Raw genomic sequence first — 22,358 nt, 5'->3', positions numbered from 1 at the left:
TCCTCCTAAAAATCCTTATTTTTAATTTTTTATATTATAAATTTTATATTATAATCTTTTATTTTGTAATTTCAATTTTCTATTTTATAATTTTAATTTTTGATTTACCATTAATATTCATAGCGTTTGCTTCTTCTGTATCTATATGACATTCAAGTACTGAAGTATCATTTGCCCTTATAGCTACATTATTGTAGATTCCACCTCTTATATCACCAAATTGTATGGAAACTACTTGTCCATCAGTAACTCCAAATTTTATAGCATCTTCTGTTGACATATGAATATGTCTTTGTGCTACCATTACACCTTCTTCGATTTGAACTGAACCTTTTGGTCCAATTAAAGTGATTCCCGGTGTATTGCATAGATTTCCTGATAGTCTTGTATGAGGTGCAATACCAAGTTTAAAACAATCTCCAGTTAAAACTTCAACTTGTGTCTTACTTCTTATAGGACCAAGAATTCTAACTTTTTCAATAGCGCCCTTAGGTCCACAAATAGTTATAGTTTCTTTACATGCATATTGTCCTGGTTGTGATAAATCTTTAAATTTTGTTATATTATAACCTTCACCAAACAGAACATTTAAATCTTTCTGTGAAAGATGTACATGTCTATTTGAAACTCCTACTGGTATTTCATCTGGATTATCTTGTGGCTGTGTATTAGAGCTATTAGCTTGCACAGCTTCCAGTAAAAGCTTCAATATAGCTTCACATCTATCATCCATTTATTTTTCCCCCTTCATTATCTTAACTAACTGATCAACTAATTGTAAAAGTTGCTCATCATTTGCCCCTTTACCATTATCAGAATTAGTACATTTTGATAGGGCTGCATATTGATCTGGACTTAAGTTTAAGCATTTGTTATCTGTACAATAAACATCAGTAGCAGATGCAATCTTTTTGAAAGTTTCATCATTAGAAACTAATGTTGTACAATCTTTTAATCCATAAGCAACTCTTTTTATGTTAACTAGGTGCATTGGAGTAACATTTTCAGAAACTGAACTTCCTCCCCAAGTACCACAACCTAGAGTAAATGATGGAGCAAGTCCTGTGCTTGCACCAGTTCCACCTTGTGTACCACCTGTATTAACTAAAATACGAGATGCTGGTTTCTTAGCAAATTGTCTTACCACTTCTCTATCTTCAGTATGAATACTCATTGTATGTCCTATTCCATTTTGAAGTAGTTCTATACTTAATTCACATGCTTCATGCCAATTTTTCACTGTATAGAATGCAAGTACTGTAGTAAGCTTTTCAAAAGATAATGGATATCCATCACCTACACCTTTTTGCTCACCTATAAGCACTTTTGTTCCTTCTGGAATACATATTCCTGCAGCACTTGCTATAACTTGTGGAGATCTACCCACGAATTTAGCATTCATGTTATGTCCATTTTTAAATAATAGACTACAAACTTTCTTTGTTTCTTCTTCTGTCATGAAATATGCGCCTTGTTTTCTAAACTCTGCAACTACTTGGTCATGATTGCATTCTTCACATATTATTGATTGTTCTGATGCACATATTGTACCGTAGTCAAAAGTTTTACTTGCAATAATATTTTTAACAGCTTGCTCTACATTAGCAGTTCTTTCTATGTATGCTGGAGAGTTTCCTGCTCCAACTCCAAGTGCAGGTTTTCCAGCACTGTAAGCTGCTTTTACCATTCCAGGACCACCAGTTGCTATTATTACAGAAACTTCTTTACTCTTCATTAGTTCATTTGTAGCTCCAATGCTTGGCATTGTTATACAACCAACTATATCTTTAGGTGCTCCAGCTTCTATAGCCGCATCTCTCATTAATGTAGCTGCTTTAATTGTACATTTTGCAGCAGATGGATGTGGTGAGAATACTATTGCATTACGAGATTTAATAGCTATCATTGATTTAAAGATAGTTGTAGATGTTGGATTTGTTGAAGGTACTATACCCATTACTAAACCAACTGGTTCTGCAACTTCCATTAATTTATTAACCTCATCTTCTTTAACAATTCCTATAGTTTTCATGTCTTTAATTGAATCATATAAAACATTAGAAGCTAGGTAATTTTTATAAGTTTTATCTTGTACTTTACCAAAGCCAGTTTCTTCAACTGCCATTTCAGCTAGAAGTACTGCATTTTGTGATGCAACTTTAACCATGTTACGTAATATTTTATCAATTTGTTCCTCAGTATACTCTGCAATCTTTTCTGTTGCTATTTTTCCTAAACGAGCAATGTCTCTCGCTTGTTGTATTGAACGTAAGTCTTTATCAAAATTTTCCACTTTACCGTTCCCCCTTGTTTAATATATCTTTTTTATTAAAATTACTTATAACTTTCTTTTATTTTAGTTATTAATAACTTCTTACTTGCTTTAGAAAGTTTTCCTGATGTAACTTTAATATTTTCATATTGAAGAATTAATTCCTTAAGTTTTGATACAGTAAGTTTATTTAAAACTTCAATAGTTTTGTCTATACCAATTTCTTCTACTAGTTTATCAACAGTAACCTTCTTTATATTGTTAATGTCTATTTCTGGAACATAACTTAATTGCTTATCTTGTAGGTTTTCTTCTTTTAGTTTTTCTTCTTGCAAATTTTCTTTTGAAAGATTTTCTTTTGAAAGATTTTCTTTTGGCAGTTCCACTTCTTCTATTTCAGCTGTTTCATTTGAAATTTCTACTATATTATCATTGTCTTTTATTTCTTCATCATAATATTCAATAGATTGCTGTTTATTTTCCATTCCAATTATATTATCAAGATCATTATGAGGACGTGGGATTACATGCTCTGAAACTAATAATTGTGGATCCAAATTTTTAACTGCTGCTGCTCCAGCTTCTACTGCCGCCTTTACTGCACCTACATCTCCGGTTACTGCAACCGAAACAAGTCCGCCTCCTACATAAGTTTTTTCAAAAATACTTACATCTGCTGCTTTAAGCATTACATCAACACTTTCTATAGCAGCTAATAGGCCTTTTGTTTCTATTAAACCAAGTGCTTGCATACTTTAACCCTCCCTAAGTTTACTATAAGAGATCTGCCCAGTTTGCAGGATATGTAGCATAAAATACCCTTGCCTTATCAGGTGACCCCCAAACTACCTTAGAACCTGATGGAACAAATAATACATCTCCAGGATAAGCGGTAAATGTTTTTCCATTTATCTCTACTGTTAAAGTACCTTCTATAACATAATCAATTTCTTCATAAGTAAGTTCCCATTCAAATCGAGATTCCTCAATTGTAAGGAAACCTGCACTCATTTTAGATTCCTCTTTACTTACTAACTCTTGATAGTAAGCTTTTACATTTGGATCTCCTGTATCAAATACATCCATTTTAACTGTATTGCCTCTAACAACTTTCAATCCCCCTGCATCACATTCTGAAACATATGGAGTTTTACTTTTGTTTAGACAACTAAGCATTTCTTCTAAAAGACCTTTGTCCATCATAGCTCTAAAAAGCTTTAAAAGCATTTCACTATCAAGGCTGTTTATAAAGTCCTTTGTAATTTCTGAATTTTTTGATTCATTTTTAATAGAACCTTTAGCAAAGACTATTTTATTAGCTTTTGCTAAATCTTCAGCTGCTGGAGTAATAATCATATTGTTATCAATATGGACTACCTTTTGTCCCTGTTTTATTAACTCATCAACATCTTTTGCACAGATTAACTTTTTCACATAATCACTTCCTTTCATTATAATATTGAGATTTACTTCATATTTAAATTTTATAATGAAACTCCTACTAACTATCGTTTGTATGAGTAAGTTTGAAGTACAAAATTAAGTCGTGGCCATCACTTAAGCGTATCTATATATACTCTAAGACTAGCCAAAGTTACAATCTTCATCGATTATTCCTACAACAACTGCATCAACTGGAATATCATCATTTCCTAACATTCTACGAGCAGAAGATCCAGTACAAACAATAACTCTATCACCTATACCTGCACTAATAATATCTACTACTATTAGCCTTCTTCCTGCATGTACGCCTCCAATTTCTTCAGCTAACATAAATTTAAAACCATTAAGCGATTCCGCTTTTCTAGTTGCCCATACATTATCAATAAGTTTTGCTGCTATCATAAAACTTTTCCCTCTTCCATCTTAAACTTAATCTCGTTAATTGCTGATTCAACTGACGCTGTATCTCCAAATATTCCAATTAAAATCATATGTTGTGGACAACTTCCCCTTATATCTTCAACTGTAACTCCAACGGCTTTTTCAGCAATATCAGCTGCATAAATCATCTCTATAAGTTTTCCTTGGACAAGTCCAACTGCATCAACACTAGATAAATCAGTTTTACAGTTAGTTCCCATACGCCGTTTAAGAATATCTATAGTACATTCAGAAGGTGATTTTATAATTCTGAAATCCACACTTAAACACTCTCCTTATTCAATTATTTCTTTTGTACAGCTAAGTGCTATACCTAAAGGAGTAACAAACATAGGATTTTTAGGCTTATGTGTATATATTCCTGTTTTATTTTCAATTATTTTTTCTATACCTTCTAAACAGCATGTACCTCCAACTAAAGATATTTCCTTAACATCATATCCATTTACATGGTTATTAATAATTGATGAAACTTTTTCAACCACTGGTTTTAGTACAGGCAATAATTCCTTATGATTGCTGTAATCTCTTTTATATGAATCAGCAGCTTCGAAAGACATTCCATATGCACCTGAAACAACTAATGAAAAATGAGTTCCACCTGTAGGTTCATCAGCAACATATATTACCTTTCCATCTTTTAAAATAGAAATTCCTGTTGTTCCACCACCTATGTCTATAACTGCACCATTTTGAATTTTAAGTGCTTCATTTGCGGCAGTAGGTTCATCCAATAAGTTTGTTAATTCGAATCCAGCGGACTGTACTACATTTTTAATAGCTCCAGAGTCTAAACCTTCTGTTCCTGGAGGAATGGCTGCAGCTGCATAAATCAATTCTGTGCCTAATTTCTCCTCAATTTCTTGTTTTAGTTCTCTTACAATCCTAACTGCTCCAATATAATCAACAACCATACCATCACGAACTACACTTGCATTTCTATAAGCTCCTGCAACTGGTCTATAATTTTCATCTAAGACAGCTAACACTATATATGCAGTTCCTAAATCAACCCCTGTATAATATGTAGATGAATTACCTACAATTGGTCTTTCTATAACATCTTCAAAATCTTGAACAAGTTTATCACAATATTCAAAAGTTAAACTTTTCTCTGACATTTTTCCCCTCCAATAGTTGAACAAATTATTTGGGATAATAAATTAATAATTGAATTAACATCCTTTATAATCTTTTCTCCCATGTTATCATCTCCGTAAATTTCAAAAACAATAGGTTCTATTTCACGAAGCGCACAACGTAGCACATTTAATTTTAAAATTTGATTACTTTTTTCTAATTGCATATGAAATTCTGTAATTTCAAAACAATCATCAATATCATCGTAAAAATTATTTAGGTCTATCCCTTTACATTCTTTACAAATTGAATCTTCTATTGTACTTTTTCCATCTACAAAATTTCTTACATTTGAAATCCTTTTTTTTAGAGCAATAATACTTTGTGCTAAAATAACATCTTCCTTTATAAATTCACTACTAGTAACAAGGAATAATGCCTCAATAGATTTAAGTTTACAATAAAGCTTCTTAATCTCTCTTTCTTTATTGGGTAACGTTTGAGATTTATTCTTCTCATCCACCTTATCATTATTACAAGAAACATCATCTAGCCTCTTTATCCTCTTATCAGAAAGATATTGACTTGCTCCAGGTGTAAGGCGCTCTCCGTGATTTAATTTGTAAATACTAAAAGGTTCTTTTTTATATAAGGTTCTTAAATACTCTTCAGTAATAAATTTCATGATTGCCCCCTTTACTTTTACCTTCTTCAAATAAATATTTTTTCAAAGCATCAATACCTGTCCCCTTAGGAAAACTGACATTAAAATATGGCTCTGATATTCCTATTTTTTTTAGTTGTTTTATACATTTTTCTCTATTTTCAGGCATCAAATCAGATTTTGTTATTACACCAATTACAGGGCATCTAAATGATTTTGCAAATCCTGGAGAGTAAATTTCCGTACATCTAGATTGGTCAATTAACATCAGAACATGAGATGCATCCTGAGCTGCTGCAATTACATGCTTATACATCCATGAATTTTCTATATAAGAGCCTGGCACATCTATAGTATTTTCTCCATAAATCATATCCTGTGTTCTTCTTAATTCACCATTATAATTATTTAATGCATTTACGAGTGTTGTCTTTCCACTACGAGAAGGACCTATCACCATTATTCGTTTCTTTCTCATGTTCTTGTAATGGGAGCTGGCGCAAATCCCAGTAAGTCCTTTAGCGTATCATTTACTGCATTCAGCGCAGTTTCAACGCTTTGTACATCACCATTTATAACAACTGATCCTGTAAACCTATCTAAAAATCCAATCTCAACATCTGCAAACTTTGTAGCAATATCTGCTGCAATAATAGCAGTTTCACAAGGAGTTAATGTTAAAATCCCTATAGCACCTTTTTCATCAATGCCTAATCTTTCATATATATCATGCATTGGTGAAGCAATAACATGAGCTATAGTAATCTGTTTTCCAGGTACATATTCTTGTATAACACGCTGTATATTTCTTTCAAGAAACTCTCCCATAAATATTACCTTCCATCTTGTTATCTATTTGAAAATATTTAGTGACGAATTACTTTAACCTGCAAATCGTAATCTTTAATCCAATTCTCTATTCTATCTAAGTCTTCATTTGTTAAACTTGGATCCCCATTTATAGGGTATTCCATACCTAACTGATTATATTTATTTACGCCCATCTTATGATATGGAAGTAAATCAATACCTTTAAAATTCTTATATTCTTTAAATGGAGTTAAAAACCTCATAGTATTTTCAATATCATCTTTACTATCATTCACACCTTTTAATAAAGGCATACGAATCTTAACATTGTACTTACGTATAAGAAGCTCTTTCAAATTTTCTAAAATTTGCTCATTTCTTACTCCAGTTAACTTAAAATGTGTATCTGAATTAATATGCTTTATATCAAATAGGAATAAATCTGTAAACTCTGCAACTTTAAGAACTGCTTCTAACTTTGCGTAACCACAAGTTTCTATTGCAGTATTTATTCCTTCCTGTTTGCAAGCCATAAGGAGACTAGCAGCAGCTTCAGGTTGCATTAGTACTTCTCCACCACCTAATGTAACTCCACCACCGGAAACTTCATAAAATGCTCTATCTTCTTCTATAATTTCTACAAGTTCGGAAATTGTTTTAGTCTCCCCAACTATAGATATTGCTGACTTAAGACATGCATCAACACATTTACCACAGCCAATACAATCTATACTGGTGTTTACTTCATGTTTTAAGGTTTCATTTGAAATAGTATGTATTCCAACGGGGCAAACAGTTTCACAAGCACCACAATCAATACATAAATTACTCTTAAACATAACCCTATGTTTTCTTATCATTCCTTCAGGATTAGCACACCACTTACAACGTAATGGACATCCTTGGAAAAATATAAGAGTTCTTACCCCTGGGCCATCATACATATTATATTTTTGTATATTGAAAATTGTTGCCTTTCTTTCCATTACACCTAAATTTCTATTACTCATACTATTCAATCTCCAGTTTTATTTGTTATGTTTAAAAAACATTATTTGCGTACTAGCATGCATTAAAGCATGCCAGTACTAAATTCAATAAATCAATAAATTATCTAAACCAAAATTCAATTATCTATTTTAAAAATGTGTAAGCATAGTTCTGCTTATAATTTCATCTTGAACATCTTTACATAGTTCAACAAAGTATGCACTATATCCAGCAACACGTACTATTAGATCACGATATTGTTCTGGATGTTTTTGAGCTTCTATTAGTGTTTCATTATCTAAATAGTTAAATTGCATTTCACCAAGCCCAAGAGCACATGCACTACGTAGTAATGTTATTATTCCTTCTTCGCCTTCTTTAGTATCAAGTAAGCCTGATATAAGTTTAAAGTTATGAACCATACCTATATTCATATTGTCACAAGCCATCTTAGAAACTGATTTTATTATGGCAGTTGGTCCTTTATAATCGGCACCTTGAGTTGGACTTATACCATCTGATAATGGTGTCCATGCTCCACGTCCATTTGCTGTAGCTCCTGTCATTTGACCAAATGGAGTATTATTAGAAATTGATAATGTACCATGACTAAGTACTGAATATAAAGTTTTAAATTTACGATGTTCTATTTCTGTAAAGTTAATTATGTCAGCCGCAATATAATCTGCATAATCTTCATCGTTACCATACTTAGGAGCTTCTAAACAATCTTTTTTAAGCTTTTCATATCCAACAAAATCAGCTTTTAAAGCATCATTTAATTCTTTTAATGTATATTTCTTTTCATCAAATACTAATTTCTTAATAGCTGCCATAGAGTCAGCATAAGTAGCTAGTCCACTCCATACAACTCCTGGTCCAAAGTTGTACATAGCTCCACCAGCTTCAACACCTCTACCATTTTCCATACATCCTTCATACATGATAGACATAAGTGGTTTTGGCGCAAGGTCTTTATGAACACGTTGAGATATTACAGTAGCTATACTTGACCACTTAGTAATATATTTTATTTGCTCTTTAACAGCTTCTTCAAATTGTTCATAAGTCTTGAAGCTATTTATATCGCCCATATTTGGACAAACTTGTTTTCCATACCAAAGAGGAACACCATTATTAAGTACAAGTTCTATACATATTGGCCATTGAGTGTATGCTGTAGATGTCCATTGATATAATCTTCCTGATTTTTGTGGTTCAACACATCCCATTAAGCAATAATCTCTAGCATCTTCTATTGAAACACCCTTAGCTAGCATCATCTTTATATGAACATCATCAAAGTGACAAGCTGGGAATCCCATACCTGCACGAACTACTTCAACAATTTTCTTTAAATATTTATATGGTGACTGATTGTGTATACGACAAGCTAATGATGGTTGATAAATCTTAACATGTCTAACTGCATCCATAAGTAAATAAGTTAATTCATTTGTAGCATCTCTTCCATCTCTTGTAACACCACCAAGACACATATTAACGAATGGTTGGTAACCAGCGAAGAACTTAGAACCACCTTCACTTGTAATCCACATCATTTCAGACATTTTTATAAGCATACAACCTGATAATTCAAATGCTTCAAAATCAGTCATACGACCAGCTTCTATATCAGCCTTATATACATCATACATATATTGGTCAACACGTCCTATAGACATACCTGTTTGATTTTCTTCAACTACTAATAAGGATTCAACAGTCCAAACTGCTTGAATTGCTTCCCAGAAAGTACTTGGCTTATGTGCTGGTACTCTCGCGTTAATCTCAGAAATCTTTTGTAATTCTTTTTTACGCTTAGGATTTGTTTCTTTTTCAGCAAGTTCGGCTGCATACTTAGATAAACGCTTAGCGTAAATCATAACACCTTCAGTAGTATCGATTATAGCTTTATAGAAATAAATCTTTTCAATATCTTCAGGTTTTTCATAATCAAGTTTTTCAAGATTTTCTCTTGCTTCTTGCTGAATATCTAACATACCCTTTTTCATTAGGATTACATCATAACCAGGATTTGAATCTCCACCACCGTTAAGAGCATGGTAAGAACAATCTGAAACAAATGATTCACCTGAAAGTTCCCAAATACCTGCTTCACGATATTGACTTTCACAATATTCATCAACAGACTTACCAGACCAATATGGGAATAATTCTTCTCTCATGATCTTCTTATCTTCTTCTGATATATAGAATGGATCTTGAGCTCTTGTACCTATAGTATCAATTTCATCTTGCATCCATCTCCAAGCAATATCAGGAGAGAATGCTCCTGCACGAGGTGCACCACAAGGAGCCCCTACAATTAATTCATTATCTTGAATTACTAATGGTGCAGTTTCACAGCAATATTTAAAACATTTTGCACGTAATAATATTTTAGGCATACCAGGATTTTCTTTAGCTATCTTAGTAATTGCCCTAGCACGATGTGTAGTAATTGATGGAACTTGCTTTAAATAATTCTCTTTTAATTTTGCTAAACGCTCTGTCATTCCATCTGGAATTTTATCACCTTCAGCACATACTTTACTTTGAGTAACAGGTTCTTCTTTTGTAATTTCTTTTGAAACAGTCTCAAACATCTTCATTAAACGTTCACGTTCGTCTGTAGACATATTTTGAGTAGCTTCTATAAACTTATTTGAAAATTCACGAATATCCAAAAAGCCTTCCCTCTCATTCTTTAAATATTTCAGATTATTAATCTGAGTGTTTATTTTAAATCATTGATAACTTGTCTTAAGAGATTTTCTAAAACTTTTGCATTATCTAAATCATAAATCTTTTGTTTTTCTTCATTATTGGGATATAAATTTTTTTCATATGTTTCTGTTTTAACTATCTCATCTATTTTACGTACACCATAACCAACCTTACGAACATATATTAAATTCATAGGCGAAACATTATCAGAAGTCATACCTTGACCTGTAGAGCCACTACCTAATGTCATTGCAGGAAACAAATTAGTTGTTGCCCCCATACTTCCAAAAGCACCTGGAGTATTTACAAGAACTCTACCAACTGGTTTTTTTAATGCAAACTGACGAACAACTTCTTCATCTTTTGAATGTATAATTAGTGTATGTCCAAGTCTCTCGCTAAGTAACAGTTCAATACACTTCTCACAAGCATGCATCCAATCATCCTCAATATAATAAGCTAAAACGGGACAAAGCTTTTCTCTTGAATAAGGATTAGTTTGTGAGACATATTTCTGTTTAGAAATCAAAATCCTTATATTATTTGGGACATTGAAACCAGCTTTTTTAGCTAAAATTTGAGGTGATTTCCCAACTAGTTCAGTATCAGCACTTCCATCAGGTCTAAAGAATAAGGAACCAAGTTTTTCTGATTCTTCCTCAGTCATAAAATAAGCTCCACTCTCTTCTAATGCTTTTCTAACTTCAGATTCAATACAACTATCAACAACAATAGACTGTTCAGCAGCAGAAACAATACCATAATCAAAGGTTTTACTATCTATAATATCCTTTACAGCTTGCTTTATATCAGCTGTTCGTTCTATAAAAGCTGGTCCATTTCCTGCTCCACCATAAATTACTGGTTTCCCTGATTTATACGCTGCTTTTAACAAACTTGGTACTCCTGTATTCATTATTAATGAAGTATCATTATGATTCATTAACTCTTCCGTTCCCTTAGATGTTACATTATGTAAATATGCTAATGCTCCTTCTGGTAAACCATAACCTTCAGCTGCTCTAATTAAAATATCTAAAGTTTTAGCTATTGTATTCTTCGCTCTTGGATGAGGCGAAAATATAATAGCATTTCCTGATTTTATTGCTATTAGTGCTTTATATATGGTAGTAGAAACCGGACTTGTTGGTGGACAAAATGCAACGATTACACCCATAGGTACACCTATATCCATGGTTTTATTATGAATATCTTCGTTAATAACACCTACACATTTTATCCCCTTAAGTCTATTACGAACATAAGTACAAACAAAACTATTTTTTATGCACTTATCTTCATATCTTCCATAGTCTGTTTCTTCAATAGACATACTAGCAAGTTCATAAATATGCTTTTCAATTTCTTCAGTCATTCTTTCAACAATTTCATCAAGTTTTTCTTGTGGAAAAGTTGATAATTTCTTTTGTGCTTCTCTAGCATTTTCAGCAAGAATTCGAGTTTCCTGTATGGAGAGTAAATCATTATCTATAATATTCATTTGCATCTCTCCTTTCCACTTAGAAATAAGATACCTATAATGTCTTTAACATTATTATTCTGATTTATGAAGATAAATTTTGAATCTTGTAACGTTCTATAATTTTTTCAAGGTCGTCATGTGGTCTTGCAATAACAACTGAACTATAAAGATTTCCACCTTCCATATCTTGAACAGCTTTCACCCCAGCTTCTACCGCTGTTTTGCAAGCTCCTACATCGCCACGAACTATTACAGAAATATATCCAGAGGCAACGTTTTCATAACCTATAAGCTCTACATCTGCAGCTTTACACATAGCATCTGCAGCTTCTAAAACAAAAACCAGACCAAAAGTCTCAATTAATCCTATAGCTTCATATCTAGGCATATCTAAATTCTCTCCTTTATTAATTTTTAAGAATCAATATCATGTACAGAAACAATGTCTCCAACTTCTCTAATAGGACGTGGCATAACATTTTTTGCTGTTAATTTTCCTATAGCTGCTGCTGCTTCTGCTCCAGCTTCTACTGCTGATCTAACCGCAGCAACATCACCTTTAACCATAATAGTAACAAGTGTTGATCCTACATTTTCATATGAAACTAATTCAACATCTGCAGCTTTTAACATTTTGTCTGCAGCTTCAAGTGCCGGAACCAATCCTATTGTTTCTACAAGACCTAAAGCTTCATCTCCATAATATCTCATTTACCTCCCACCTTTCCCGTTACAAACTGTTACATCAATTTTTTAACCATGCAAACAAAATTTAATATTATTAATTTTTTCACATATTACATTGCGTAAATGTTTATTATTGCCTAATTCAATTATAGCCCCTTCCCTTTAGGGGAAAGTCAATATCTTTTTAACAATATTTTTTTTGCCTTATAACCAATATAATGCAAAGGTATTTAAACCCCTTATAATAATCTAAAATCAGCCATTTAACTTTATATAAAGTAAACGTTTATTGTAAGATATTACTTAAATTCATATTCTTTATATCTATCATTAATATTTAAAACAATGTATAACCTTTCCCTTTGGGGAATGTTATACATTATTTTAATCTCTATAAAATTTAAAATTATTTATATCAAAATAAAAGACTTTCTAATTATCAAAAACTATATATCTATAATTTTTAATAAAAGAAAGTCTTTTTAACAAACTATAAAGATTTATCTTTAATAACTATTAATCCTCAATATATTTATTAATTGTAGCTGCACCTTCTTCATGTGCATGATAATAAACTCTTAATTCACCATTATTATCAAGATCAAATCTTGTTTCTTGAAGAAGTCCATTAGCTTCTGCTGTCATTAAAGCTGTTATTACATCTTTCTTATTAAGAGCTTTAAATTTACCATACTCACCCATTAAAGCTTCTATTACATCGTCAGCACAAGCATCTTCTACCTTTGTAAAATGTTTTAAAATAGCATAATTAAGCGGCTTCATTACTTTTAGCCTCCTTTTTTCTAAATAAATCTAATGGGTTCATAGCTATTGTTAATATTCCAACCATCATAGTTATAGCCGAAATCCAAGCAATAGGAGGTAATGACCAACCTTCCATACCAGCAAATACACCAAGTACTATCCAGCAGCAAAATGGTCCCCAGAATGAGTAAGTACCATTACAAGCCATACCAAGCGCAGCACCACACATACTATTACCATTATACCAACACATATACGAAACGAATGCACAAAGACCACTTAAAGCAAAGAAAATCATAGAAGGTCCACTTGTAAATGCTTGCCCAACTAAATTAGCTGAAAAACCAACTCCGTCTCCGAATATAATACCAAAAATAGGTAATAGAATTAATAAATTAGAAAGTCCTGATGTTGCTTGACGTATAGTAATACCAATATCTGAATCTATCATTGATGTACCATACCCAGCTACACAACCTTCAAATCCCCAGCCTAAAGCAGCTATAAAAGCAATACAAAGACCTAAGAACATACCTTTTGGTGCATCTCCACCAATACTTGTACTACCTATCATAAAACTAGATAAGACACAAATTGCTATACCAGCCATCATACGTTTGTTTAATTCTTGTTTAAACAAAACTCTACCTAAGATAGCTCCAATAGCTGGACAAAGAGCAGTGATAGGAATAACAATTGACCCTGCCATTTGAAGACCAACAACATAAGCTGTACTTGCAATAGGTCCACCTATAAGTGCAGCTAAAATCATTACTTTACCAGGTTTAGTTTTAAGACATCTAAAAAAGTCTCCACCTTTTCCTTTCATTATTGCATGTAGCATCGCCCATACAGCACTACATGTATCGTTTACAGCGCTACCCAAAGCACCTAATAGATATGTAATAACAAGTGCTGATAAAGCTGCCTTATTATCTCCATACCAATCTGCCCATACTCCTTTTTTCATACCTAGTGTCATAAATGCTGAATAAAATCCATACATAAGACCTGAAAATAAGGCTATGGAAATACCCTTTTTACGGAAATTGGCTGCTAGCTGTCTTTTTGCAGCAATCGCAGATGAATTGGCCATTCCTGACTTCTCATTCATAAAATAAAACTCCCCTCATGTAAATGTTTAATGTATTATCATTAAATTAAAATTTATTAATGATCATATTTAGATTTGATAAGTGTATTAACCTATTTGTTTCGCTTGATAAGGAATTGAATATTTTTCATAATAATTAATATTGTTAAAATTATAATATGGATATTTTATTTAATCTTAAATTTAACAAATAACTTTTCATATTTCTAAATATTTTTATTAGTAATTAAATTATAGTCCTTTCCCTATAGGGGAAAGTCAATACATATAATGACTATGCTTATTAATTTATTCTTTTGCACTTTAAAAAACAAAAAAATCTCCTTATATCTTATCATTTTTAGAGAGCATCAATCCCATGTAATCAACGTTTTTATACTAATTTTCAACAAAACAAAAGTTCTAATTTGATTACTATTAAAATCAAACTAGAACTCTTATTTTATGAAATGCTAATTAAAAATTCTTAATTAAAGCATCTTTATGCTTCCCCCAAGGGTTAACGTTTTCAAATTATTTTTTTCTCTTACTTATTTTAATCATTACTTCTGTCACAAATTTATTACTATCTTTAGTTGTCCAATAATCTATAACATATCTTTCATATGATTTTTCTGAGCATTTATAACCATTATTATTCGCCCAATCCTTTATTTTCTTATATGTATTATTAATGGTTTCATATGATCCTATATGATAACATGCTGCTACCATAAACCCACCAAATTCAATTTCCTCAAAATCTTTATTTTTTAAAATGGTTCTCTGCATGATTGTCATTTTATTACATTTACCATTTATCTTTTCTTCAAATGAAGGATATTCTATTATAACAGGTCCTGTTATTGCATTATTTATATGCTCTATATAGTTAGTAAACTCTATATTAACTATAGATTCTATATAATCATAATTAAAATCTTGATTTAAATAAACCATTTTACAAGCATCAAGATATTTTACAGATACATCTTGTACATTATTTTCTATTACCATATCCGCCTCAGTTATAAGATCGTACCAATCTTCTATTGATTTAAGTTTCAAATTAAGTTCATTTTCTATTTCCTTAAGTTCTTCAATCTTATTTTTGAAACTTTTTTGAAAAGTTGAATAGCTTGTCTCACTAAGTAAATCTTTCATTTCTTCAAGCTTAAATCCACTTTGTTTATAATATTTTATCATTGGCACTGAAAGTAAGGTTTTCTTACTATAGTATCTATAGCCACTTTTATCAGATACTTCATCAGGACATAATATTCCTCTTTTATCATAATATCTAAGTGCTTTTTTTGAAAGATTACACATCTTTTCAACACTACCTATACAATATAATTCATACTCCTTCATAAAATAACCTCCCTATCCTTTGTAAAATTTTATTTTATATAAAATTTTAATCATCTTATATAATTTTATATAAAATTGAAATTGTTTTCAACAAAAATCTTAAAAGTATTTTTATTAAATCTTTATTATTACTATAAAATTGCCAAAAATTTAATCGTGTACATCATCAAAATATTAATATAAAATTTCAAAAAACAAAGTAATGATTACCCTACCTAAAGCATTGATATCACTTGATTTATATATATAAGCACCTTATAAATTTGCATAAATAAAAACCACCCTTACAGGTGGTTTAAACAAAACTATTTAGTTCCAGTAATTTCATCTAAAATTTTTATCAAATCTTCTCTTGTAGCTTCCCTAGGATTTGCAGTTGTACAAATATCCTTCATAGCAGCATTTATTAGCTCAGCCTTAACTTGCTCTAATAATTCTAAATCAGCACCTTGTTCCTTAAGTGTAGTTGGAATCATCATTTTCTTTTGTAAGTCAACAATACATTTAATTAAATTGTTAACCCCAATAACTACTGTAGGTGCATGTAAATCTAATAACTTTGCAAGTTTTTGATACTTTTCAGCTGCTACTCCATATTCTTGATTATAAGTATTATTATCTAAATTAGCATTATATTTTATCACATGAGGAAGTATAATTGCATTACTTCTTCCATGTGCTATGTGAAGTTTACCACCTATTGCATGTGCTAAGCTATGTGTAACTCCAAGTCCAGCTGAATTAAATGCCATCCCAGCTAAACAAGATGCATTATGCATTTTTTCTCTAGCTAATAAGTCATTACCATCGTCAAAAGCCTTAGGTAAAAATTTAACAGCTAAAGAAATTGCTTTTTCTGCTAACGCATCAGAAAAATCAGTAGCATTTTTTGAAACATAAGCTTCTATAGCATGTGTAATTACATCCATTCCTGTATCTGCTGTAATAGCTTTCGGTACAGAAGCTACAAGTTCTGGATCAAGTATTGCTATTGTAGGAAGAAGTGATTTATCTGCTAAAGCATGTTTCAATCCCTCTTGCTTATTAGTTATTACTGCATATTCAGTTACTTCAGATCCTGTACCACTTGTAGTAGGTATAGCAATAAATTCTTCTATTTGGTTACCATCTGATAGGAATTGCTTTGAATATTCCCTTATTCCCTTAGCCGCATCAATTGATGATCCTCCACCAAGAGCTATCATAATTTGAGCATTAAAAGCTTGTAGTTTTTGAATTCCAGCAGCAACAATCTCTACAGTAGGATCTGGTACTATATCACTAAATACTGTTACTTCACAATTCACTAACTTTTCCTGTATTTTTGCAGCCATACCTGAAGTTTCCATGAACTTATCGCATATGATTATTACTCTTTTATTCTTTATTTCACTTAGTTTGCTTAAAGAACCTTCTCCAAAATAAATATTGGTACTAATACTAAATTCCTTCATATATACTCTCCTAATCTTTAAGTTTATAAAATATGAATTATTTAGTTATTCTTTAAACTTTAATCTAATAAAATATCTATAATATACTAACTCTAACAAATATGAAATATATCCTTATCTACTACATTGTATCATAAACAATAAAAATATCAATAAATCTTATGTATATTTTACTTTATCACTATAAATTTATAGTAACTTTCAATAATCTGTTGTTTTATGCAACCTTTCTAAAAAAAGTTTCCTTGGTAATATGATATTCTACTTCACTTTCTAATTGCTTAACTTCTTCAAACCCAATACCTTTAAAAAGGTTTCTAGATCTTTCATTAGTTTTCTTAATTTTAGCAACAACTTCGTCTGTTCTCATATCAAAAAAAGCTTTTTTTAATGCTTCATAAACCGCATTATGTCCTATACCTTTTCCCCACAGCTCTTTTTTGCCTACTGTAATAACGATTTCAACCATTCCATTTTTAGGAACCAACCTTAAAAAACCTATAGTTCCATATATGTTTTTAATTGTGAAAAATCTACAATTATTATTAAACAAATGGGTTAAAATAGGCATATTTACTCTATTTATAACGCTAATTAACTCATCTTTAGCATTACTATCTTCATTTAAATTATTTGTTATTTCTTTATCGCTAAGCCAATCAACTATTTGCTCTACATCCGACCTGTAGATTTCTTGACTTAGCTTAATAGTACTTAGTTCCAAAAGGTACAACTCCTTAATAATATTATAATGTTTGCAAACCTTATGAATTAATTATTAATAATTATATTTATATTACCAATAATATTAATATAAGTAAAAACTTAAATAGTTCACTATTTAAGTTTAAATTACATTTCTTATATCATTCTCTTTTTTATAGTATTTTACTCATTAACTTTAATTTTACATTTTTAGTATTTTATTTACATTTAAAGTTATTAAAAGTATTTTTATTACATTTCAAATAAAAAAACCCGTGATATTTCTATCAAGGATTTTATTAGTAAATAGCTAAAAATTATAAGATTACTTTTTAAATTCCTTCCACTCTTTTGCATAATCTCCTAATACTTTACGCAAAACTTGTCCAACTTTAGAATAAGCTTCATCATTAAGATTTGCAAGTGATATTCTTATAGACCATTCTGGTCCATCAAATCCACTACCGCTTAATAGTACTATTGAAGATTGCTCTGCTAAACGTATAAGAATATCTACTGGTTTATAATTTTTTTGTAAATATTGTACGAATTTATCATTATAATTTCTCTCTGCCCACTCCAACAAATCAAATTGTGTATAGTATGCTGCATCGAACGGATCTACCTGTAATTTTAATCCTAATCCTTCAAACAAAAGTTTCTTACGACGACGACAAATATTCTTTGTTAATTGCTTATATCTATTTTCTTTATCAATTATAGCAAATAATGAAAAGAACGCCATTTGCACTTGTTGTGGAGTTGATAATCCTGCAGTATGATTAAGTGCTACCTGACGACTATCTGCTACTATTCTATCTATAAAAGAGATATTGTCTGGATCAGTAGAAATTCCAGAGTAACGTCTTCTTGCTCTTTCTTTCTTATTTTCATCCTGCTCTCTTAATAATTTATCAAATACATTATCCTCATAAATTGCAATGGTTCCAAGACGCCATCCTGTTACTCCAAAATACTTTGAATATGAATATACTCCAATTGTATTATACGGTAAATCTGCCATCAATGAACGAAAGTTGTCCACAAAAGTACTATATACATCGTCTGAAATAATCATTAAATCTGGATTATCATTTTTAACGATATCTTTTAATTGTCTAACAGTTTCTTGTTTCATTGCAACTGAAGCTGGATTACTTGGATTAACTATAAATAATGCCTTTATAGATGAGTCACTTAATTTCTCTATTTCTTTAGACGAATATTGCCATGTACGTCTACCATCTTCAGTTATTTCATCAGCCATGATCTTAACAACCTCAAAATTATAACGTGGTAAATGAGGTATTTCAAGATAAGGGGTAAAAATTGGAGCCATAAGTGCTATCTTATCCCCTTTTGCCAAAATATTATTTGCAATTAGTGTATCAAAAATATAACACATAGCTGCAGTAGCCCCTTCAACAGCAAAAGTTTTAAACTTTCCTTCAAGTGGCTCGTTATAGCACAATTCCTGAATAAGATAGTCATTAACAACACATTCAACATGATGTAACATTCTATCTGGCTGAGGATAATTATCTCCAATAATTCCATCTACCAATTCGTAAATCCACTCATCTGGATCAAATCCTTTTACTGTTACTCCATAATTAATCATTTTACTAAGAAGTTCAATTCCTGGAGCATCTTTATGTTTTTTTGTAAACTCTACAAAACGTTTTGCAATTCCTTCCTTGTTTGGCATGCCAGCTAAATCATATTCGTTCCATACTCTACGACTTTCTGCAACAGCAAATTGTCCAAAAGTAAAAAAGGCTTCCCTAGGTGTAGCAGCAATCCAATTAGGATTTCCTCTTCCAGCATCTAATAATGAATGTGTACCTCTCTTTTTTGATTCCTCTGCAAGATTAATTAATTTATCTTTAAGTTCAAAAGGACTTATTTTCCCGTAAACCTCTTCTATTTCTTTGCGTTGAAGACTAAAACTATCCATATTATTTTCTCCTTATCCTTTGTTATAACAACAACTATTTCTACAATAAATTTTATTTCATATATAATTCTACTAATTTAATATTTAAATAATATAAGCTTAATTAAGTATCTTTTTCTGGATTTAATAAATTTTCTTTTTCTGATGACGAAAGTATTATAAATGTCTCAGTATTTCCAAACATTTGTATTTTACCAATAAGCGTCTCTAAACTCGAAATATCTTCAAGTCTAGCTTTTAAAATCTTACAATATGGTCCAGTAACATGATGACATTCAACTATAGCATCCTCATTTTCAATAAATTCTTTAAACTTCTCAGATCTCTGACCACTTATATCTATATTTATAAGTACATTAATTTTTTTGCCAAGCTTCTCATAATTCACCTTAGCTTTATAACCAGTTATAATATTCTCTTCCTCAAGTCTTTTCACCCTTTCAGCTACTGCTGGTGCACTAAGAGCTACTCTTTTTGCAAGTTCTTTCATTGGTATTCTTCCATCTTCTAAAAGTATCTCAATAATTTTATAATCAGTATAATCCACAAATATATCTCCTATCGAAATGATTATTTATTAAGGTAACCATTAATTAATCTTAATAATACTTAGATGTCTAAGCTAGTTTTATTCTAACATAATGTATTTATACTTTGAATGCATTATATTAGGTCATTAACAATATAAACTTTATTAAATTAGTTATTTTTTATAAACGCTAAATTTAAATAAGCAAAATCCCTTTTAAGCCTATTGTATTGTAAATGCAATAAGGATGTTTTTAAAATAATTTTAAAAATTATTCTTTAAAAACATCCTAAATATCTTATATAATTTTCTAAGCAAAAACCTAACAAACTCAACAAACTAAAATCTGTGACTTTAAAAATACTATACTACTAATTCTATAAATAGATTTCCAATTCCTTAATTATTTCATAAGTACTAAATTCCCTATTTCCCAATATAGTTACTTCTATTCCTTTCTTTGGATATACCGCTGATTCAAAACTAACACCTGGGTCTGATCCTGTTATATAATATTTATAAACTCCATCATCATGTTTTATTATCCAAATACCATAACCATAATATACATCATAATTAACATATACTTGCATAGCTAATAATTCATCAGTTGTATCTTTGCTTAATAATCTATAGTTTAATAATCCATTCCATAATTTACTTATATCCTCTAAAGTTACAAATACTCCACCATCACCCCCACCAACAACAGGTATTGAATATATATTAGTTTTTAATGTACCATCTTTATTTTCTTCATATCCATATGCACAATTTTTAGGAAGCATATCAATACTGAAATATCCACTTTGATTCATATCTAAAATTTCAAAAACATTCTTTTTAACAAAATCAACAAATTTCATACCACTTACCTTCTCAACTATTAAAGCAAGAATTACAAATGCTCCATTATTGTAATGAAATTTTTCACCTACATTAAACATCATCTTTCCAACTTTCATAAGAGGAATAAAATCTTTTGGTTCTCTCATCAGATACATAGGTCTTTCATTCCATAGTTCACTAAAATCGTTCAATTTTTCTTCATCAAAATAGTCTGGTATTCCTGATGTATGAGTTAATAAGTTCTTTATTGTTACATTGTCACTAATATTCTCTAACTCTACATAGTCTTTTACCACTGAGTCAAATTTAAGTAGTCCTTCATCTACAAGCTTACATATAGATATTGCTGTAAGTAACTTTGCTCCTGACGCAATGCCAAATCTTGTATTTATATTATTTTTTCTTTCATTTGCAATATCAGCAAATCCATATGCCTTTTCATATATTACCTTACCATATTTTTTTATACTTATAACTCCGGAGAATTCTTTTATATTATTTATCTTTTCTTCAATTAGATTTATTTCCATAATACTTTCCCCCTAATTTAATCATATCGTATACTAAGCAATTACCTTTTTTGTTGTACTTTCTTATAATCTTCATTTCTTATAGCTTCAAACTTATTTTTAGCGTAATTTATCCTTTTTTATAAAAATAAAAAACTATAAGAAAACATTTATCTTCTTATAGTCTAAACTCTAAACATTTCGCACACTAAAATCCAAATTTAATTATACTACTCCATATCTAGAAATAATAATTAAATTAGATTTATAAAAAATATTATTACTTAAGATACAAAACTTTAAAAATCATCTAAGGTCTTCTATAGCTTAAATATGCACAAATAAAATTTATATTTTAGTTCTATAAAACAACACTTTCTATTTACTAATTAAAAGAAGTACACAAAAAAACTAAGTAATTAATCACTTAATAACTTCTCTTATTCTAATCTTCTATTTTGAAAATTAATTAGTAAATAGTAATACTCATTTTATGAACCTCCCTTTAATTCTGTTGAATTTT

At 30.5% G+C, this 22,358-nt stretch carries 23 protein-coding genes; all 23 read right to left on the bottom strand.

Annotated elements, in window-relative coordinates:
* Positions 1-79 precede the first annotated feature (79 nt).
* The 23 genes from BUB01_RS07535 to BUB01_RS07425 all read right to left on the bottom strand — a co-directional run bounded on the left by BUB01_RS07535 (position 80) and on the right by BUB01_RS07425 (position 21,856).
* Positions 80-733, bottom strand: coding sequence for a phosphate propanoyltransferase (locus tag BUB01_RS07535; RefSeq protein WP_072986094.1), 654 nt, complete (start codon positions 731-733; stop codon positions 80-82).
* A complete protein-coding gene (locus BUB01_RS07530) occupies positions 734-2,293 on the bottom strand; it encodes an acetaldehyde dehydrogenase (acetylating) (RefSeq protein WP_072986093.1) in 1,560 nt (519 codons plus the stop codon).
* Between the two features lie 41 nt (positions 2,294-2,334).
* Positions 2,335-3,024, bottom strand: a complete 690-nt coding sequence (locus BUB01_RS23805; RefSeq protein WP_072986092.1) for a BMC domain-containing protein — start codon at positions 3,022-3,024, stop codon at positions 2,335-2,337.
* A gap of 22 nt (positions 3,025-3,046) precedes the next feature.
* On the bottom strand, positions 3,047-3,706 hold the full coding sequence (locus tag BUB01_RS07520; protein WP_072986091.1) for a cupin domain-containing protein: 660 nt from the start codon (positions 3,704-3,706) through the stop codon (positions 3,047-3,049).
* 150 nt (positions 3,707-3,856) lie between these two features.
* Positions 3,857-4,120 carry a EutN/CcmL family microcompartment protein gene (locus tag BUB01_RS07515; RefSeq protein WP_072986090.1) on the bottom strand — a complete coding sequence of 88 codons (264 nt, stop codon included), beginning with the start codon at positions 4,118-4,120 and terminating at the stop codon, positions 3,857-3,859.
* Entirely contained in the window at positions 4,117-4,419 is a 303-nt protein-coding gene (locus BUB01_RS07510) for a BMC domain-containing protein (RefSeq protein WP_072986089.1), read from the bottom strand. Before BUB01_RS07510 ends, BUB01_RS07515 begins: the two co-directional genes overlap by 4 nt.
* A 15-nt stretch (positions 4,420-4,434) precedes the next feature.
* Positions 4,435-5,280 carry an ethanolamine utilization protein EutJ gene (eutJ, locus tag BUB01_RS07505; RefSeq protein ID WP_072986088.1) on the bottom strand — a complete coding sequence of 282 codons (846 nt, stop codon included), beginning with the start codon at positions 5,278-5,280 and terminating at the stop codon, positions 4,435-4,437.
* On the bottom strand, positions 5,262-5,924 hold the full coding sequence (locus BUB01_RS07500) for a cobalamin adenosyltransferase (RefSeq protein WP_072986087.1): 663 nt from the start codon (positions 5,922-5,924) through the stop codon (positions 5,262-5,264). The genes eutJ and BUB01_RS07500 overlap by 19 nt, the downstream gene beginning before the upstream one ends.
* Positions 5,908-6,381, bottom strand: a complete 474-nt coding sequence (locus BUB01_RS07495) for a EutP/PduV family microcompartment system protein (RefSeq protein ID WP_072986086.1) — start codon at positions 6,379-6,381, stop codon at positions 5,908-5,910. Before BUB01_RS07495 ends, BUB01_RS07500 begins: the two co-directional genes overlap by 17 nt.
* Entirely contained in the window at positions 6,378-6,731 is a 354-nt protein-coding gene (locus BUB01_RS07490; protein WP_072986085.1) for a BMC domain-containing protein, read from the bottom strand. The genes BUB01_RS07495 and BUB01_RS07490 overlap by 4 nt, the downstream gene beginning before the upstream one ends.
* A gap of 38 nt (positions 6,732-6,769) precedes the next feature.
* Entirely contained in the window at positions 6,770-7,723 is a 954-nt protein-coding gene (gene cutD / locus BUB01_RS07485) for a choline TMA-lyase-activating enzyme (protein WP_072986084.1), read from the bottom strand.
* Between the two features lie 129 nt (positions 7,724-7,852).
* Entirely contained in the window at positions 7,853-10,393 is a 2,541-nt protein-coding gene (gene cutC / locus BUB01_RS07480; RefSeq protein WP_072986083.1) for a choline trimethylamine-lyase, read from the bottom strand.
* Between the two features lie 50 nt (positions 10,394-10,443).
* Complete coding sequence (locus tag BUB01_RS07475; protein ID WP_072986082.1) at positions 10,444-11,934, bottom strand: aldehyde dehydrogenase family protein; 1,491 nt, start codon at positions 11,932-11,934, stop codon at positions 10,444-10,446.
* Positions 11,935-11,998: 64 nt separating this feature from the next.
* Positions 11,999-12,304: a BMC domain-containing protein gene (locus tag BUB01_RS07470; RefSeq protein WP_072986081.1), complete on the bottom strand. Its 306-nt coding sequence runs from the start codon at positions 12,302-12,304 to the stop codon at positions 11,999-12,001.
* A gap of 26 nt (positions 12,305-12,330) precedes the next feature.
* Positions 12,331-12,627, bottom strand: coding sequence for a BMC domain-containing protein (locus BUB01_RS07465; protein WP_072986080.1), 297 nt, complete (start codon positions 12,625-12,627; stop codon positions 12,331-12,333).
* A 492-nt stretch (positions 12,628-13,119) separates the two neighbouring features.
* Complete coding sequence (locus BUB01_RS07460) at positions 13,120-13,386, bottom strand: hypothetical protein (protein WP_072986079.1); 267 nt, start codon at positions 13,384-13,386, stop codon at positions 13,120-13,122.
* Positions 13,373-14,482, bottom strand: a complete 1,110-nt coding sequence (locus BUB01_RS07455) for a hypothetical protein (RefSeq protein ID WP_072986078.1) — start codon at positions 14,480-14,482, stop codon at positions 13,373-13,375. Before BUB01_RS07455 ends, BUB01_RS07460 begins: the two co-directional genes overlap by 14 nt.
* Positions 14,483-14,995: 513 nt before the next feature.
* On the bottom strand, positions 14,996-15,832 hold the full coding sequence (locus tag BUB01_RS07450; protein ID WP_072986077.1) for a MerR family transcriptional regulator: 837 nt from the start codon (positions 15,830-15,832) through the stop codon (positions 14,996-14,998).
* A gap of 305 nt (positions 15,833-16,137) precedes the next feature.
* Positions 16,138-17,286 (bottom strand): 1-propanol dehydrogenase PduQ, encoded by a 1,149-nt coding sequence (locus BUB01_RS07445; protein ID WP_072986076.1) that lies wholly within the window; start codon positions 17,284-17,286, stop codon positions 16,138-16,140.
* Positions 17,287-17,503: 217 nt separating this feature from the next.
* Positions 17,504-18,010, bottom strand: coding sequence for a GNAT family N-acetyltransferase (locus tag BUB01_RS07440; protein ID WP_072986075.1), 507 nt, complete (start codon positions 18,008-18,010; stop codon positions 17,504-17,506).
* A 306-nt stretch (positions 18,011-18,316) separates the two neighbouring features.
* The gene (aspD, locus tag BUB01_RS07435; protein ID WP_072986074.1) at positions 18,317-19,948 is read right to left on the bottom strand and encodes an aspartate 4-decarboxylase; all 1,632 of its coding nucleotides are present in this window, start codon (positions 19,946-19,948) and stop codon (positions 18,317-18,319) included.
* 103 nt (positions 19,949-20,051) lie between these two features.
* A complete protein-coding gene (locus BUB01_RS07430) occupies positions 20,052-20,495 on the bottom strand; it encodes an Lrp/AsnC family transcriptional regulator (RefSeq protein WP_072986073.1) in 444 nt (147 codons plus the stop codon).
* A gap of 359 nt (positions 20,496-20,854) precedes the next feature.
* Positions 20,855-21,856, bottom strand: coding sequence for a serine hydrolase domain-containing protein (locus tag BUB01_RS07425; RefSeq protein ID WP_072986072.1), 1,002 nt, complete (start codon positions 21,854-21,856; stop codon positions 20,855-20,857).
* Positions 21,857-22,358 lie beyond the last annotated feature (502 nt).

It is taken from the genome of Clostridium cavendishii DSM 21758 (genome assembly GCF_900141845.1).
Classification (GTDB): domain Bacteria; phylum Bacillota; class Clostridia; order Clostridiales; family Clostridiaceae; genus Clostridium_AG; species Clostridium_AG cavendishii.
This window is presented reverse-complemented; position numbering and strand designations above follow the sequence as displayed.

Bases quoted from the DNA above. Each gene is read 5' to 3' on its own strand.
- BUB01_RS07450 (WP_072986077.1), bottom strand. From the start codon at position 15,832: ATGAAGGAGTATGAATTATATTGTATAGGTAGTGTTGAAAAGATGTGT.
- BUB01_RS07460 (WP_072986079.1), bottom strand. From the start codon at position 13,386: ATGAAGCCGCTTAATTATGCTATTTTAAAACATTTTACAAAGGTAGAA.
- aspD (WP_072986074.1), bottom strand. From the start codon at position 19,948: ATGGATAGTTTTAGTCTTCAACGCAAAGAAATAGAAGAGGTTTACGGG.
- BUB01_RS07455 (WP_072986078.1), bottom strand. From the start codon at position 14,482: ATGAATGAGAAGTCAGGAATGGCCAATTCATCTGCGATTGCTGCAAAA.
- BUB01_RS07535 (WP_072986094.1), bottom strand. From the start codon at position 733: ATGGATGATAGATGTGAAGCTATATTGAAGCTTTTACTGGAAGCTGTG.
- BUB01_RS07490 (WP_072986085.1), bottom strand. From the start codon at position 6,731: ATGGGAGAGTTTCTTGAAAGAAATATACAGCGTGTTATACAAGAATAT.
- eutJ (WP_072986088.1), bottom strand. From the start codon at position 5,280: ATGTCAGAGAAAAGTTTAACTTTTGAATATTGTGATAAACTTGTTCAA.
- BUB01_RS07465 (WP_072986080.1), bottom strand. From the start codon at position 12,627: ATGAGATATTATGGAGATGAAGCTTTAGGTCTTGTAGAAACAATAGGA.
- cutD (WP_072986084.1), bottom strand. From the start codon at position 7,723: ATGAGTAATAGAAATTTAGGTGTAATGGAAAGAAAGGCAACAATTTTC.
- BUB01_RS07425 (WP_072986072.1), bottom strand. From the start codon at position 21,856: ATGGAAATAAATCTAATTGAAGAAAAGATAAATAATATAAAAGAATTC.
- BUB01_RS07495 (WP_072986086.1), bottom strand. From the start codon at position 6,381: ATGAGAAAGAAACGAATAATGGTGATAGGTCCTTCTCGTAGTGGAAAG.
- BUB01_RS07515 (WP_072986090.1), bottom strand. From the start codon at position 4,120: ATGATAGCAGCAAAACTTATTGATAATGTATGGGCAACTAGAAAAGCG.
- BUB01_RS23805 (WP_072986092.1), bottom strand. From the start codon at position 3,024: ATGCAAGCACTTGGTTTAATAGAAACAAAAGGCCTATTAGCTGCTATA.
- BUB01_RS07445 (WP_072986076.1), bottom strand. From the start codon at position 17,286: ATGAAGGAATTTAGTATTAGTACCAATATTTATTTTGGAGAAGGTTCT.
- BUB01_RS07475 (WP_072986082.1), bottom strand. From the start codon at position 11,934: ATGAATATTATAGATAATGATTTACTCTCCATACAGGAAACTCGAATT.
- BUB01_RS07500 (WP_072986087.1), bottom strand. From the start codon at position 5,924: ATGAAATTTATTACTGAAGAGTATTTAAGAACCTTATATAAAAAAGAA.
- BUB01_RS07470 (WP_072986081.1), bottom strand. From the start codon at position 12,304: ATGCCTAGATATGAAGCTATAGGATTAATTGAGACTTTTGGTCTGGTT.